The 14,299-nt window shown below is 59.4% G+C and carries 16 protein-coding genes; 8 read left to right on the forward strand and 8 right to left on the reverse strand.

Features of this window, described 5'->3' with window-relative positions; translation table 11 throughout:
* Nucleotides 1–5 precede the first annotated feature (5 nt).
* The 8 genes from AC3IUA_RS10925 (at nt 6) to AC3IUA_RS10960 (ending at nt 6,995) form a co-directional block, all read left to right on the forward strand.
* A complete protein-coding gene (locus AC3IUA_RS10925) occupies nt 6–1,100 on the forward strand; it encodes an ABC transporter ATP-binding protein (protein WP_489360793.1) in 1,095 nt (364 codons plus the stop codon).
* On the forward strand, nt 1,100–2,197 hold the full coding sequence (locus AC3IUA_RS10930) for an ABC transporter ATP-binding protein (RefSeq protein ID WP_489360795.1): 1,098 nt from the start codon (nt 1,100–1,102) through the stop codon (nt 2,195–2,197). The genes AC3IUA_RS10925 and AC3IUA_RS10930 overlap by 1 nt, the downstream gene beginning before the upstream one ends.
* On the forward strand, nt 2,194–3,060 hold the full coding sequence (locus AC3IUA_RS10935) for a carbohydrate ABC transporter permease (RefSeq protein ID WP_489360796.1): 867 nt from the start codon (nt 2,194–2,196) through the stop codon (nt 3,058–3,060). Before AC3IUA_RS10930 ends, AC3IUA_RS10935 begins: the two co-directional genes overlap by 4 nt.
* An 8-nt stretch (nt 3,061–3,068) precedes the next feature.
* Nucleotides 3,069–3,869 carry a carbohydrate ABC transporter permease gene (locus AC3IUA_RS10940; protein WP_489360798.1) on the forward strand — a complete coding sequence of 267 codons (801 nt, stop codon included), beginning with the start codon at nt 3,069–3,071 and terminating at the stop codon, nt 3,867–3,869.
* Between the two features lie 10 nt (nt 3,870–3,879).
* Entirely contained in the window at nt 3,880–4,152 is a 273-nt protein-coding gene (locus AC3IUA_RS10945) for a DUF2160 domain-containing protein (protein ID WP_150807633.1), read from the forward strand.
* 44 nt (nt 4,153–4,196) lie between these two features.
* Nucleotides 4,197–5,939 (forward strand): ABC transporter substrate-binding protein, encoded by a 1,743-nt coding sequence (locus AC3IUA_RS10950; protein WP_489360800.1) that lies wholly within the window; start codon nt 4,197–4,199, stop codon nt 5,937–5,939.
* A 492-nt stretch (nt 5,940–6,431) separates the two neighbouring features.
* On the forward strand, nt 6,432–6,638 hold the full coding sequence (locus AC3IUA_RS10955) for a hypothetical protein (protein ID WP_489360801.1): 207 nt from the start codon (nt 6,432–6,434) through the stop codon (nt 6,636–6,638).
* Nucleotides 6,639–6,671: 33 nt separating this feature from the next.
* The gene (locus tag AC3IUA_RS10960) at nt 6,672–6,995 is read left to right on the forward strand and encodes a PAAR domain-containing protein (protein ID WP_489360802.1); all 324 of its coding nucleotides are present in this window, start codon (nt 6,672–6,674) and stop codon (nt 6,993–6,995) included.
* 122 nt (nt 6,996–7,117) lie between these two features.
* Here AC3IUA_RS10960 and AC3IUA_RS10965 read toward each other — a convergent pair whose 3' ends face one another.
* The 8 genes from AC3IUA_RS10965 to nuoI form a co-directional block, all read right to left on the reverse strand.
* The gene (locus AC3IUA_RS10965) at nt 7,118–7,432 is read right to left on the reverse strand and encodes a helix-turn-helix domain-containing protein (protein ID WP_489360804.1); all 315 of its coding nucleotides are present in this window, start codon (nt 7,430–7,432) and stop codon (nt 7,118–7,120) included.
* Complete coding sequence (locus tag AC3IUA_RS10970; protein WP_489360806.1) at nt 7,422–7,772, reverse strand: toxin; 351 nt, start codon at nt 7,770–7,772, stop codon at nt 7,422–7,424. Before AC3IUA_RS10970 ends, AC3IUA_RS10965 begins: the two co-directional genes overlap by 11 nt.
* A gap of 253 nt (nt 7,773–8,025) precedes the next feature.
* The gene (gene nuoN, locus AC3IUA_RS10975; protein ID WP_489360808.1) at nt 8,026–9,489 is read right to left on the reverse strand and encodes an NADH-quinone oxidoreductase subunit NuoN; all 1,464 of its coding nucleotides are present in this window, start codon (nt 9,487–9,489) and stop codon (nt 8,026–8,028) included.
* Nucleotides 9,490–9,496: 7 nt separating this feature from the next.
* Nucleotides 9,497–11,029, reverse strand: a complete 1,533-nt coding sequence (gene nuoM, locus AC3IUA_RS10980) for an NADH-quinone oxidoreductase subunit M (RefSeq protein WP_489360810.1) — start codon at nt 11,027–11,029, stop codon at nt 9,497–9,499.
* A 39-nt stretch (nt 11,030–11,068) separates the two neighbouring features.
* Nucleotides 11,069–12,922 (reverse strand): NADH-quinone oxidoreductase subunit L, encoded by a 1,854-nt coding sequence (gene nuoL, locus AC3IUA_RS10985; RefSeq protein WP_489360811.1) that lies wholly within the window; start codon nt 12,920–12,922, stop codon nt 11,069–11,071.
* Nucleotides 12,919–13,227 carry an NADH-quinone oxidoreductase subunit NuoK gene (nuoK, locus tag AC3IUA_RS10990; RefSeq protein ID WP_489360812.1) on the reverse strand — a complete coding sequence of 103 codons (309 nt, stop codon included), beginning with the start codon at nt 13,225–13,227 and terminating at the stop codon, nt 12,919–12,921. The genes nuoL and nuoK overlap by 4 nt, the downstream gene beginning before the upstream one ends.
* Before the next feature lie 4 nt (nt 13,228–13,231).
* Nucleotides 13,232–13,732, reverse strand: a complete 501-nt coding sequence (gene nuoJ / locus AC3IUA_RS10995; protein ID WP_489360814.1) for an NADH-quinone oxidoreductase subunit J — start codon at nt 13,730–13,732, stop codon at nt 13,232–13,234.
* Between the two features lie 9 nt (nt 13,733–13,741).
* A complete protein-coding gene (gene nuoI, locus AC3IUA_RS11000; RefSeq protein WP_489360816.1) occupies nt 13,742–14,287 on the reverse strand; it encodes an NADH-quinone oxidoreductase subunit NuoI in 546 nt (181 codons plus the stop codon).
* Nucleotides 14,288–14,299 lie beyond the last annotated feature (12 nt).

The following is a 14,299-nucleotide window of genomic DNA, read 5'->3' on the forward strand; positions in this document are numbered from 1 at the left end:
GAGCCATGTCATTAACGCTGGAGCACGTCAGTCGCACCGTCGAGGGCCAGATCTGGATCGACGACGCGAATCTTCGCTTCGAACCCGGATCTTTCAACGTATTGCTCGGCCGTACGCTGTCCGGCAAGACCAGCTTGATGCGGCTGATGGCCGGCCTCGACAAACCCGACAGCGGCCGCATCCTGATGAACGGCGTCGACGTCACCCAGCGCCCGGTGCGGTTGCGCAATGTGTCGATGGTCTATCAGCAATTCATCAATTACCCGACCATGACCGTCTTCGAAAACATCGCCTCGCCGCTGCGCCAGGCCGGTGTTTCGGCCGAGTTGATCCAGAGCAAGGTGCTGGAAACCGCGCAGATGCTGCGCATCGAAAAGTTTCTCCAGCGCTATCCCCTTGAACTCTCCGGTGGCCAACAGCAGCGCACCGCCATGGCCCGGGCGCTGGTCAAGGATGCCGAGCTGATCCTGTTCGATGAGCCGCTGGTCAACCTCGACTACAAGCTGCGCGAAGAGCTGCGCCAGGAAATGCGCGAGCTGTTCAAGGCCCACCGCACCATCGCCCTTTACGCCACCACCGAGCCCAACGAAGCGCTGGCCCTGGGCGGTACCACGACCATTCTGCACGAAGGCCGGGTGGTGCAGAGTGGCAAGACCGCCGAGGTCTATCACCAGCCGCAGACCGTGCTGGCCGCCGAGCTGTTCTCCGAGCCACCGATCAACCTGATGCCGGGGCGGATCGCTGGCAATGAAGTGAGCTTCGCCAATTTCGTGCATTTTCCGCTGAACGTGGATTTGCGCCCGGTCGGCGAGGGCGAGTTTCGCTTCGGCGTGCGGCCGAGCCATATCTCCCTGGTACCGAGCAACGACGACGACCTGGAGCTGGCGGTGACCGTCGAGGTGGCGGAGATCAGCGGTTCGGAAACTTTCCTGCATGTACGCAATGAGTATTTCCTGCTGGTACTGCACCTGCCCGGGGTGCATGAGTACGACGTCGACGCGCCGATCCGCATTTACATCCCGACTCACAAACTCTTTGTCTTCGATGCGCAGGGGCGTCTGGTCCAGGCGCCCGGTCGGCGTGTCGCGAGGATTGCCTGATGGCCGAAATCCGTTTGCAGAACCTCGCCCACAGCTACAACCGCACGCCTGCCGGGCCTGAGGACTATGCGATTCGCGAGATGAACCATATCTGGGAGCAGGGCGGTGCTTATGCCTTGCTCGGCCCGTCCGGGTGCGGCAAGTCGACCTTGCTCAACATCATTTCCGGGCTGCTCATCCCGTCCGAAGGCCAGGTGCTGTTCGACAGCCGAGTGGTCAATGAGCTGACGCCCGAGCGGCGCAACATCGCCCAGGTTTTCCAGTTCCCGGTGGTCTACGACACTATGACGGTGTTCGATAACCTGGCCTTCCCGCTGCGTAATCAGGGCATGGCCGAGGCGAAGATTCACAGCAAGGTGCTGGAAATCGCCGAGGTCCTCGATTTGCAGCCGCTGCTGTACAAGAAGGCCCGCAACCTGACGGCCGATGAAAAGCAAAAGGTCTCCATGGGCCGTGGCCTGGTGCGCGATGACGTTTCAGCGATTCTGTTCGATGAGCCGCTGACGGTGATCGACCCGCACCTGAAATGGAAACTGCGGCGCAAGCTCAAGCAGATCCATGAGCAGTTCAACATCACCATGGTCTACGTGACCCACGACCAACTCGAGGCCTCGACCTTCGCCGACAAGATCGCGGTGATGTACGGCGGGCAGATCGTGCAGTTCGGCACGCCGCGGGAGTTGTTCGAGCGGCCGAGCCACACCTTTGTCGGCTATTTCATCGGCAGCCCGGGGATGAATCTGATCGAGGTCAAACCCATGGCCGGTGGCGTCGGTTTTGCCGGAACCCATCTGGCGTTGTCCGAGGCGTTGCAGCAGCGGATCGCCGAACGCCAATGGAAGACCCTGAAAGTCGGTATTCGTCCGGAGTTCATCCACGTCCGGGACGAGCCCTACGACGACGCGCTGCAAGCCGCGGTAGTGCATGTCGAGGACCTCGGCACCTACAAGATCATGACCCTCGATCTGGATGGCGCACCGTTGAAAGTGCGCCTGGCCGAGGACAAACCAGTGCCCGAGGGCAAGGCCTGGATCAGCTTCCCGGCGCAGTGGTTGATGGTCTATGCCGATGACTACCTGCTAGAGGCGCAGCCATGAACAAGGTGCAGAACAACAAGGCCTGGTGGCTGGTGCTGCCGGTGTTCCTGCTGGTGGCCTTCAGCGCCGTGATCCCGATGATGACGGTGGTCAATTACTCGGTGCAGGACATTTTCGATCAGTCGAGCCGTTATTTCGTCGGGGCCGACTGGTATCGCCAGGTGCTGCTCGATCCACGCCTGCACGACTCGCTGCTGCGTCAGTTCATCTATTCCGCCTGCGTGCTGTTGATCGAGATCCCGCTGGGCATCGCCATCGCCCTGACCATGCCGACCAAGGGCCGTTGGTCATCGCTGGTGTTGATCTTGATGGCGATTCCGCTGCTGATTCCGTGGAACGTGGTCGGCACCATCTGGCAGATCTTCGGCCGCGCCGACATCGGTTTGCTCGGCTGGACCTTGAATGCCATGGGCATCAGCTACAACTATGCGGCCAACACCATGGATGCCTGGGTCACGGTGTTGGTAATGGACGTCTGGCACTGGACCTCGCTGGTGGCGCTGCTGTGTTTCTCCGGCCTGCGGGCTATCCCGGATGCGTACTACCAGGCAGCGCGGATCGATCGGGCCTCGAGCTGGGCGGTATTTCGCTACATCCAGTTGCCGAAGCTGAAAAGCGTACTGTTAATCGCGGTGATGCTGCGCTTCATGGACAGCTTCATGATCTACACCGAACCGTTCGTCCTGACCGGTGGCGGGCCGGGTAACGCCACTACCTTCCTCAGCCAGACCCTGACCCAAATGGCGGTCGGGCAATTCGACCTGGGCCCGGCGGCGGCATTCTCGCTGGTGTACTTCCTGATCATCCTGTTGGTGTCCTGGCTGTTCTACACCGCCATGACCCACTCCGACGCCAACCGGTGAGGCCCGCCATGACCAAGCGTAAGCTAATCCCGTTGCTGATCTACATCCTGTTCCTGCTGGTGCCGATCTACTGGCTGCTGAACATGTCGTTCAAGAGCAACACCGAAATCCTCGGCAGCCTGACGCTGTTTCCCCAGGACTTCACATTCGCCAACTACAAGGTGATCTTCACCGATCCGAGCTGGTACACCGGTTACCTCAACTCGCTGTACTACGTGAGTTTTAACACGCTGATCTCGCTGAGCGTGGCGCTGCCGGCGGCCTATGCGTTCTCGCGCTACCGGTTCCTCGGCGACAAACACCTGTTCTTCTGGCTGCTGACCAACCGCATGGCACCACCGGCAGTGTTCCTGTTGCCGTTCTTCCAGTTGTATTCGTCCATCGGCCTGTTCGACACCCACATCGCGGTGGCCCTGGCGCATTGCCTGTTCAACGTGCCGCTGGCGGTGTGGATTCTCGAAGGCTTCATGTCCGGCGTGCCCAAGGAAATCGACGAAACCGCCTACATTGATGGCTATAGTTTTCCCAGATTTTTCGTGAAGATTTTCATCCCGCTGATTGGTTCGGGCATCGGCGTGACGGCGTTCTTCTGCTTCATGTTCTCCTGGGTCGAACTGTTGCTGGCGCGCACCCTGACCTCGGTCAACGCCAAGCCGATCGCGGCGGTGATGACCCGCACCGTGTCGGCTTCGGGGATCGACTGGGGCGTGCTGGCGGCGGCAGGGGTACTGACCATCCTGCCGGGCATGCTGGTGATCTGGTTCGTTCGTAATCACGTAGCCAAGGGCTTTGCCCTCGGCCGGGTTTGAGGAACTGCCGATGGAATGGATGAACTGGACCCCGCCGACCGCGGCATTCTTCGGCGCCATCGCTCTGTTGCTGGCGGGCATGACCACTTGGGAGCTGCGTTCGCCGAGCATCCCTCGGCGCGGCTTTCTACCGATCAGCACCACCCGTGGCGATCGGCTGTTTATCGGTCTTCTCGCAAGCGCCTACCTGCATTTGCTGGTGATTGGTGTGACTGAATGGAGCATCTGGGTGGCGACCGCGCTGTCCCTGGTGTGGCTGTTGGCTGTGATGCGCTGGGGCTAGCCGAAATCCGGCAGTCATGCTCCGAAACCCAAACAGGAGGTCTCATGTTCGACAAAAACAATAAGCTGCGACATAGCGTTTCATTGGCAGCCATGCTGGCACTCAGCGGGTTGAGCGCTGCGGCCTGGGCCGACGCCTATGAAGATGCGGCCAAAAAATGGATTGGCAGTGAATTCAAACCGTCCACCCTCACCGAAGCCCAGCAGCTCGAAGAGCTGAAGTGGTTCATCAAGGCGTCCGAGCCGTTTCGCGGGATGAAGATCAACGTGGTCTCGGAAACCATTGCCACCCACGAATACGAGTCCAAGGTGCTGGCCAAGGCCTTTACTGAAATCACCGGAATCAAGTTGACCCACGATCTGTTGCAGGAAGGCGACGTGGTGGAAAAACTGCAGACCCAAATGCAGTCGGACAAGAATATCTATGACGGCTGGGTCAACGACTCGGACCTGATCGGTACGCACTTTCGCTACGGCAAGACCGAATCGATCACCGATCTGATGGCCAACGAAGGCAAGGCCTACACCTCGCCAACCCTGGACATCAAAGACTTTATCGGCATCTCCTTCACCACTGCGCCGGACGGCAAGATCTACCAGTTGCCTGACCAACAGTTCGCCAACCTCTACTGGTTCCGCGCCGACTGGTTCGAGCGTGCGGACCTCAAAGCAAAGTTCAAGGAAAAGTACGGCTACGAGCTGGGCGTGCCGGTGAACTGGTCGGCGTATGAAGACATCGCCAGATTCTTCAGCGAAGACGTCAAGGAAATCGACGGTAAACGGGTCTATGGGCACATGGACTATGGCAAGAAAGATCCATCCCTGGGTTGGCGCTTCACCGATGCCTGGTTCTCCATGGCCGGCGCCGGCGACAAAGGCATACCCAACGGCTTGCCGGTGGACGAGTGGGGCATCCGCGTCGAGGATTGCCATCCGGTCGGCTCCAGCGTGACCCGCGGCGGCGACACCAATGGCCCGGCGGCGGTGTATGCGACCACCAAGTACGTTGACTGGATGAAAAAATACGCGCCACCGGAAGCGGCGGGCATGACCTTCTCCGAATCCGGCCCGGTACCCTCCCAAGGCAACATCGCCCAGCAGATTTTCTGGTACACCGCGTTCACTGCCGACATGACCAAGCCTGGTTTGCCGGTAATGAACGCCGACGGCACGCCGAAATGGCGCATGGCACCGTCGCCGAAAGGTCCGTACTGGGAGGAGGGCATGAAACTCGGTTATCAGGACGCCGGTTCCTGGACCTTCCTCAAATCCACACCGGAGAAACAACGACTGGCGGCCTGGCTCTACGCGCAGTTCGTGACCTCGAAAACCGTATCGCTGAAGAAAACCATCGTCGGCCTGACGCCGATCCGTGAATCAGACATCAACTCGCAAGCCATGACTGACCTGGCGCCGAAACTCGGTGGCCTTGTGGAGTTCTATCGCAGCCCGGCCCGCGTGCAATGGACCCCGACCGGGACCAACGTGCCGGACTACCCACGCCTGGCGCAGCTGTGGTGGAGCCATATCGCGGAAGCTGCCAGCGGCGAGAAAACCCCGCAGCAAGCACTGGATGGCCTGGCCAAGGATCAGGACGCCATCCTGACCCGTCTTGAGCGCTCGAAAGCACAAGCCACTTGCGCCCCGAAAATGAACCCCGAGCGCGACGCGCAATACTGGCTCGACCAGCCAGGCGCCCCGAAACCGAAACTGGCCAACGAGAAGCCTAAGGGTGAGACCGTGAGCTACGCCGAACTGCTGAAGTCGTGGGAGGCAGCGCGTAAGTAAATCACTTCAGGCGTTCAGTAAACGGCGCCGTAAGGTGCCGTTTTTTTGCATGGGACACCTCTCTAAAGGCAAGAACTCCCGTAGCAGCTGTCGAGTAGAACGAGGCAGCGTCCGAGGACGGAGTCCTCGTAAAACCTGCGCTCACGGTTTATCTGAAACACCGAGGTACAGGGTTTTACGGCTGCTTCGCAGCCGAACGCTGCCTCGTTCTACTCGACAGCTGCTACGCCGGGAAATAAATCCGTCGCCCTTTTCCCACTTTTTCCCAAGGCAACTTGTAGCTTCGGCGGGTTGACCGGGTTGCTGTGTAGTAAACGGATTTTTTCTTTGCGTCATTTCCTGTTCGCTCTTGATGCCCTGCCATTGGGGCGGCGACGCTGCTAGCGTCCCACCGTCTTACTCATCATCGCCCCGATATTCTCCCGGCTCAGTGCTCTTGCCGAGGGGAAAGGGGAAAGCAGCCCGAAGCCTCCAAGAAAAATGATCCTGGAAATGAATGCATCCTTGCACCCCATGTATACCAATGAAGTCTCCCCTGAGTTTCTCCGTTGCCTGGACGACTCGCCCTTCACCGAGGAGCAACTTGCGGGATTTGACGACGAAGTCATGGCGATCATTCGTCAGCAGCGGGTTGACGCTGAAGAACATCCCCCCTCGCGCGATTTACCGAGTCGCAACCGAGGGCAGTCAAGCCCGTGACGGAGGGGCCCTCAATCGAGGGAGTAGAAACCAATGAGTAAGGGATATTTCATTGGCCTGGATGACAAGACCACTTGCGGCGGCAAAGTCCTGGATGGTGATACCCGAGTCATGATGTATGGCATCGCCCATGCTCGCGATGGTGATCGAGTCACCTGTGGCAAGGACGGCAAGACTTACAAGATCGTCGGTGGCATTTCGCACATGATCAGTCATGGCAAAGCCGTGGCTGGCACGCTGGATAGCCATAGTAATTGTCCCTGTAAAGCTCAACTGATCCCCTCGGTGTTTACGGCCAGCTATCAGAATGAAGCAAGCCCTGCACCGCAAGCCACCAGGAGAGCCGCTCAACCATAGAATCTCCCACAGGAGGCCGAGTCAGACACTCCTAATGTGCTCGGCGCAAATCCAATGTGGGCTTGCCCGCGAAGGCGTTGTTACAGGCGTTGAATATTCAGGAGGGAGCAGCCTTCGATCGTTCAGGTCAACTCTGCGAGCCGCGCTACTGTTTCCGGGAAGCGTGCAACCAGACGGATAAGTGTCACGGCTTGAGCGTTTGGTTTCGCACGCCCTTGCTCCCAGTTTTCCAGAGTGCGGGTGTTGGTGCGCAGGTACATGGCAAATACGGAACGCGAGAGATTCAGTTGCTGGCGTATACCCACCACTTCCTCTGCTGTGATTGGCTCAAGCTTGTTCAGTTGCACCTTGTGCGAGCGCAGTGTGACTTTACCCTGGCGCTCATCAGTCAAGGCTTCAAAGCCTTCCACCAACTCGGAAAAGATGTCACGTTTCATGGTTCGTTCTCGCTTTGGTTTCGCTGCTTAGCATCTGTTTAAGTATCTTTTTCTGTTGCTGGGTCAGATCGTCCTGCTCGTTCTTGCCATACAGAGTGAATAGCCAGAACTCAGATCCTCCGGACCACCAGTAATAAATCACCCTCAAACCGCCACGCTTGCCCTTGTTCCGTCGCTCATCGACAAAGCGTACTTTGCGCAATCCTCCGGTTCCCTCAATGACGTCCCCTGCTTCGGGGTTTTTCATCAGCTCGATCTGAAAGCTACGAAAAAGCTCATCATCCAGATAGTCCTTACGGTGCCTCTGAAACGGTGGTAGTTCGATAAAGAGAGCATTCATAGTCTGTACGTTATCTGCGTATAGTTTGGTGTGGAAAGAGGGTTAGGTCAAGGTGCTTGAAGGCGCGGCTACCGACCAGGGACACCTTAGGATCAGATTGTGAGAACAGGATGTAAGGCGTACGCAAACTTGGGTGGGGGCATTCCTTGATTTGTGCGAGGAGGAGGGGAGCGCGCACGGATTCCTATCCCTCAAACGCAAAAACGGCACCCGAAGGTGCCGTTTCTGTTTTCTACCGCCTGTAACTAAACGATCAACCCGCCAATCCCGACTGTTGAACCAGTGCCAGCAGCGGCTGTGGATACACACCAAGGAAGAACGCCAGGGCAGCGATGGCCAGCAGCATCACGCCGCCAGTACGTTGTTCCCAGTGCAGTTGAGCATCGTGACGACGCAGGTTCGGTTCGATCAGGTACAGGGTGACCATCACTCGCAGGTAGTAGAACACGCCAATGGCGCTACCCAATACCAGGGAGCCGACCAGCCACCATTCGTGGGATTCGACACCGGTGGCGATGATGTAGAACTTGCCGATGAAGCCTGCAGTCAGCGGGATACCGGCCAGCGACAGCATCATCACGGTCAGTACCGCGGTCAGGTACGGACGACGCCAGAACAGGCCGCGGTACTCGTACAGCGCATCGGCGTCACGGCCGTTGTACGGCGAGGACATCAGGGTGATCACGCCGAATGCGCCGAGGCTGGTGATCACGTAGGTGACCAGGTACACGCCGATGGCTTCCATTGCCAGACCCTTGCTCGCCACCAGGGCGATCAGCAGGTAACCGAAGTGGGCGATGGACGAGTAACCCAGCAGACGCTTGAGGTTGCTCTGGGTCAGCGCCAGCAGGTTACCGAACAGGATCGACGCGATGGCGATAATGGTCAGCACGTTGCTCAGTACACCGCTGTTGGCCACTGGCGAAATCTGGAACAGCCGCACCATTACCGCGAACACCGCGACTTTCGACGCCGTCGCCAGGAACGCCGCCACGGGTGCCGGAGCACCTTCGTAGACGTCCGGAGTCCAGAGGTGGAAGGGCACCAGCGACAGCTTGAACGCCAGGCCGATCAGCATCATTGCCAGGCCCAGTTGCGCGATCGGGCTTGGCAGACCGGTAGCGGCCAGTGCCTGGCCGATGCCGCTGAAGCTCATGCTGCCGGCTTCTGCGTAAAGCAGCGCCATGCCGAACAACAGGAACGCCGAGCCGGCTGCCGACAACACCATGTACTTGATGCCAGCTTCCAGGGAACGCTTGTTGAAGAATGCATAGGCCACCAGGCCGTAGACCGGTACCGAAAGCAGTTCCAGACCGACGAACAAGCCGGCCAGGTGCTGCGCGCTGACCAGTACCAGGCCACCGGCCGCAGCCATCAGGATCAGCAGGTACAGCTCTTCGCGGTTGCCCGGATAACCCGAACCGCCATCGCCGAGGTAGGCGTGGGCCAGGGTTACGCACGCCAGCGTGGCGACCAGGATCAGCGCCATGTAGAGGCAGGCGAAGCTATCGACCTGCATCAGTGGAGTCACGGCCAGAGGCGCGACTTTCAAGGCCGGGAGGATCGACAGCAGGGCCAGGTTGAGACCGGCTACCGACAGCAGGAAGGTCTGTGAGTGGTTGCGTCGCCATGCGATGGCCAGCATCACCACGATGATCGTGGCGCTGGTGATCAACAACGGCGCAAGCGCGATAAAGTGTTGAATCGTAAAGTCCATAGCGCTCTTACCGGGCCGAAGCGAGTTGAGTGAAGGCGGTACCGAACCATTGCTGCACACCACTCATCGTAGCGGCAGAGGTATCGAGGAACGGTTGCGGGAACACGCCGAGGTAAACCAGCAGCACCGCAAGTCCAACCACCATGATCAGTTCGCGAGCATCCATGCCGTGCAACACGGTGTCCGACTTGGACGGACCGAAGTAGGCACGGTGGATCATGATCAACGAATAGACCGAACCGAATACCAGACCCGAGGTAGCAATCGCAGTGATCCACGGGGCGCTGGCGAAGTTGCCCAGCAGGATCAGGAATTCGCCGACGAAGTTACCGGTACCCGGCAAGCCCAGCGAAGCGGCTGCAAAGAACAGGCTGATCGCCGGCAGGTAGGCGATGCGTGACCACAGGCCGCCCATCTCGCGCATGTCGCGAGTGTGCAGGCGCTCGTACAACTGGCCGCTGAGGATAAAGAGTGCGGCTGCCGAAACACCGTGCGCCAGCATCTGCATCACGGCGCCTTGCAGCGCCAGCTGGCTACCGGAGTAGATCCCGATCAGCACGAAGCCCATGTGCGAAACGCTGGAGAAGGCGATCAGGCGCTTGATGTCGGTTTGGGCGAACGCCAGGAACGCGCCGTAGAAGATCCCGACCAGACCCAGGGTCATGGCGATCGGCGCGAACTCGGCCGAGGCATTCGGGAACAGTGGCAGGGCGAAACGCAACAGACCGTAAGCCGCGGTCTTCAACAAGATACCGGCCAGGTCGACGGAACCTGCGGTCGGTGCCTGGGCGTGCGCATCCGGCAGCCAGGAGTGGAACGGCACCACCGGCAGCTTCACCGCGAAGGCGATGAAGAAGCCGAGCATCAGGATGTACTCGGTGGTCATCGACATCTTGGTTTTCAGCAACAGGGCGTAATCGAAGGTGATCACCCCGGTGTCGTTGAAGTTGACCAGTACCAGACCGAGGATCGCCACCAACATGATCAGGCCGCTGGCCTGGGTGAAGATGAAGAACTTGGTCGCCGCGTAGATCCGGGTCTTCTTTCCGTCCGATGAACTATGACCCCAGAGCGCGATGAGGAAGTACATCGGCACCAGCATCATTTCCCAGAAGAAGAAGAACATGAACAGGTCGAGGGCGAGGAACACGCCGACCACACCGCCGAGGATCCACATCAGGTTCAGGTGGAAGAAGCCAACATGACGCTGGATCTCTTTCCACGAGCAGAGTACCGAGAGGACACCCAGCAGGCCGGTCAGCAGGATCATCAACAGCGACAGGCCGTCGAGGGCCAGGTGCACGTTGATGCCGAAGCGCTCGATCCAGGCGTGTTTGAACTCAATCACCCAGGCCGGGTCGGCGCCAGGCGCCGGAGCAAATGAATAATCGCCATGGGCCCACAGCCAGAGGCCGAGAGCGAGTTCCAGGGACATGGTCAGCAACGCAATCCAGCGTGGCAGGGTGGCGCCGAAGCGCTCCCCCATCCAGCACAGCAGGCCGCCGATAAAGGGGATCAGGATTAGCCAAGGCAGAATCATGACGGGCTCAATTCCTTTCGCAATTTCGCAAGGTTCATATCAGACCGCTACCAACACGATGGCGCCCATTACCAGCACGGCACCAGCAGCCATGGAAGCCGCATACCAACGCAACTGACCGGTCTCGGTCCGGCTCAGGGAGTTGTGACCCCCTTTGGCCAGACGCGGAATCAGGCCAATGGTCTGGTCGAGCGGGTCTTTGCGCAGTACATGGATGATCATCAGGTACGGCTTGACGAACAGTTTGTCGTAGATCCAGTCGAAGCCCCAGGCAGCAAACCACCAGGCCGAGAGGAGACGTCCGATGCTGCTGTTGGCGACGGCGCTGGCGAAGCGACGCTTGCCGAGGAACAGCAGGGCCGCCAGCAGGATCCCGGCCAGGGCGATGGCGCCCGAAGCGATTTCCAGACTGTGCTTGGCTTCGCCGCCGGCATGACCGACGCTTTGCGGCAGTACGCCGTGCAGCGGTGGAGCGATCATCGCGCCGATGAAGGTCGAGAGCACGATCAGCACCGACAATGGCAGCCAGTGGGCAATGCCGTGACCCGCATGGGCTTCGGTCTTGGCTTCACCATGGAACGCGATGAAGATCAGGCGGAAGGTGTACAGCGAAGTCATGAAGGCACCGACCAGGCCGGCGTACAGCAGACCGTGGTTGCCGCTGGCGAAAGCTTCCCAGAGGATTTCGTCTTTCGAGTAGAAGCCCGCGGTCACCAGAGGCAGGGCCGCCAGCGCGGCGCCACCGACGATGAAGCTGGCGTAAGCCAATGGCAGTTTCTTCCACAGGCCGCCCATCTTGAAGATGTTCTGCTCGTGGTGGCAGGCAACGATCACCGAACCGGATGCAAGGAACAGCAGCGCCTTGAAGAAGGCGTGGGTCATCAGGTGGAAGATCGCACCTTCCCAGGCACCCACACCCAGCGCCAGGAACATGTAGCCGATCTGGCTCATGGTCGAGTAGGCGAGGACGCGTTTGATGTCGGTTTGCACCAGGGCGGCGAAACCGGCCAGGACCAGCGTTACGCCACCGACGATACCGACCAGTTGCAGGATATCCGGCGCCAGGGCGAACAGGCCGTGAGTACGGGCAATCAGGTAGACACCGGCGGTCACCATGGTTGCGGCGTGGATCAGTGCCGAAACCGGGGTAGGGCCGGCCATCGCATCCGCCAGCCAGGTTTGCAGCGGCAGTTGCGCGGATTTACCGACAGCGCCGCCCAACAGCATCAGGGTTGCCAATACGATCCAGAAGTCGCCGACCTTGAAGTGCTCGGGCGCCTTGACCAGCAGTTCCTGGATGTTCAGCGTGCCCAACTGTTGGAACAGGATGAACAGGCCGATGGCCATGAACACGTCGCCGACCCGGGTGACGATAAAGGCTTTGAGGGCGGCGTTACCGTTGTTGCGGTTGCTGTAGTAGAAACCGATCAACAGGTAGCTGCACAGACCCACGCCTTCCCAGCCGAAGTACAGGAACAACAGGTTATCGCCGAGCACCAGGAACAGCATGCTGGCGATAAACAGGTTGGTGTAGGCGAAGAAGCGCGAGTAACCAGCTTCACCGCGCATGTACCAGGAGGCGAACAGGTGGATCAGGAAGCCGACGCCAACCACCACACCGAGCATGGTCAGGGACAGACCATCCAGGTACAGGGCGAAGTTCGGCTTGAAGCCTTCCACCGACATCCATTGCCACAGTACCTGGGTGTAGTGACCACCCTCGGGTGGGGCAACGTTGAACTGCCAGATAATATAAGCCGCGACGATTGCCGAGAGGCCGACGGAGCCGACGCCGATCAGCGCCGAGAGGTTTTCCGAGAGGCGTCCCCGGGAGAACGCCAGCAGCACAAAACCGATCAGGGGGAACAGGAAAGTCAGATAGAGAAGGTTCATCCGCGCATCTCGCTGGCAGCGTCGATATCGAGAGTGTGGAAGCGGCGATACAGCTGCAACAGAATCGCCAGGCCAATACTGGCCTCGGCGGCTGCCAGGCTGATCACCAGGATGAACATGATCTGTCCATCCGGCTGACCCCAGCGGCTACCGGCGACGATGAACGCCAAAGCGGAGGCATTCATCATGATCTCCAGGCTCATCAGCACGAAGAGGATGTTGCGGCGGACCATCAGGCCGACCAGACCGAGGCAGAACAGCACGCCGGCGACAGCCAGGCCATGCTCGAAAGGGATAGCAGGCATAGTGTTACTCCTTCGCCTCGTTGCGGCCCAGGTGGAACGCCGTGACAGCTGCGGCAAGCAACAGCATCGAGGCGAGTTCGACCACCAGCAGATAAGGACCGAACAGGCTGATGCCCACGGCCTTGGCGTCTACGGTGGTGTGGCCGATACCGCCGGCGCTCGGGTTGGCGAACAACACATACAGCAGTTCCGCCAGCAGCAGCGCCGCGAGTACCACGGGACCGCCCCAGATGCCGGGCTTGAGCCAGACGCGCTCCTGCTGAACCGAGGCGGGGCCCAGGTTCAGCATCATCACCACGAACACGAACAGCACCATGATGGCGCCGGCGTAGGCGATCACTTCCAGTACGCCGGCGAATGGAGCGCCGAGGCTGAAAAAGGTCATCGCCACGGCGAGCAGCGAAATAATCAGGTAGAGCAGGGCGTGCACAGGGTTGGTGTTAGTGATCACGCGAAGCGTGGACACAACGGCAACTCCTGATGCGAAATAGAAAGCGAATTCCATCTTTCTTCCTTAAGGCAGCAAGCTCTTCACGTTGATCGGCTCGGCTTCATTTTGCGCGGAGCCTTTTGGCTTACCGGCAATGGCCATACCTGCAACACGATAGAAGTTGTAATCAGGGTTTTTACCGGGACCGGAGATCAGCAGATCTTCTTTCTCGTAAACCAGGTCCTGACGTTTGAACTCGGCCATTTCGAAATCCGGTGTCAGCTGGATCGCGGTGGTCGGGCAGGCTTCCTCGCAGAGGCCGCAGAAAATGCAGCGCGAGAAGTTGATGCGGAAGAAGTCCGGGTACCAGCGACCGTCTTCGGTTTCAGCTTTCTGCAGCGAGATGCAACCCACCGGGCACGCCACGGCGCACAGGTTGCAGGCTACACAACGCTCTTCGCCATCGGGGTCGCGGGTCAGCACGATACGACCACGGAAGCGTGGAGGCAGGTACACCTCCTCTTCCGGATACTGCAGCGTGTCACGCTTGCGGAATGCATGACCGAAAATCATCACCAGGCTGCGAAGCTGGGTGTAGGTGCCATGCAAGATGTCAAACAAGTACTTCATGGTTCTCTATCC

This window comes from Pseudomonas sp. KH_050 (genome assembly GCF_057838875.1).

Coding starts and splice junctions, on each gene's coding strand:
- nuoN (WP_489360808.1), bottom strand. CDS start 9,489: ATGGACTTTACGATTCAACACTTTATCGCGCTTGCGCCGTTGTTGATC.
- AC3IUA_RS10930 (WP_489360795.1), top strand. CDS start 1,100: ATGGCCGAAATCCGTTTGCAGAACCTCGCCCACAGCTACAACCGCACG.
- AC3IUA_RS10970 (WP_489360806.1), bottom strand. CDS start 7,772: ATGAATGCTCTCTTTATCGAACTACCACCGTTTCAGAGGCACCGTAAG.
- AC3IUA_RS10945 (WP_150807633.1), top strand. CDS start 3,880: ATGGAATGGATGAACTGGACCCCGCCGACCGCGGCATTCTTCGGCGCC.
- AC3IUA_RS10965 (WP_489360804.1), bottom strand. CDS start 7,432: ATGAAACGTGACATCTTTTCCGAGTTGGTGGAAGGCTTTGAAGCCTTG.
- nuoJ (WP_489360814.1), bottom strand. CDS start 13,732: ATGGAATTCGCTTTCTATTTCGCATCAGGAGTTGCCGTTGTGTCCACG.
- nuoK (WP_489360812.1), bottom strand. CDS start 13,227: ATGCCTGCTATCCCTTTCGAGCATGGCCTGGCTGTCGCCGGCGTGCTG.
- AC3IUA_RS10925 (WP_489360793.1), top strand. CDS start 6: ATGTCATTAACGCTGGAGCACGTCAGTCGCACCGTCGAGGGCCAGATC.
- nuoM (WP_489360810.1), bottom strand. CDS start 11,029: ATGATTCTGCCTTGGCTAATCCTGATCCCCTTTATCGGCGGCCTGCTG.
- nuoI (WP_489360816.1), bottom strand. CDS start 14,287: ATGAAGTACTTGTTTGACATCTTGCATGGCACCTACACCCAGCTTCGC.
- nuoL (WP_489360811.1), bottom strand. CDS start 12,922: ATGAACCTTCTCTATCTGACTTTCCTGTTCCCCCTGATCGGTTTTGTG.
- AC3IUA_RS10955 (WP_489360801.1), top strand. CDS start 6,432: ATGAATGCATCCTTGCACCCCATGTATACCAATGAAGTCTCCCCTGAG.
- AC3IUA_RS10960 (WP_489360802.1), top strand. CDS start 6,672: ATGAGTAAGGGATATTTCATTGGCCTGGATGACAAGACCACTTGCGGC.
- AC3IUA_RS10950 (WP_489360800.1), top strand. CDS start 4,197: ATGTTCGACAAAAACAATAAGCTGCGACATAGCGTTTCATTGGCAGCC.
- AC3IUA_RS10935 (WP_489360796.1), top strand. CDS start 2,194: ATGAACAAGGTGCAGAACAACAAGGCCTGGTGGCTGGTGCTGCCGGTG.
- AC3IUA_RS10940 (WP_489360798.1), top strand. CDS start 3,069: ATGACCAAGCGTAAGCTAATCCCGTTGCTGATCTACATCCTGTTCCTG.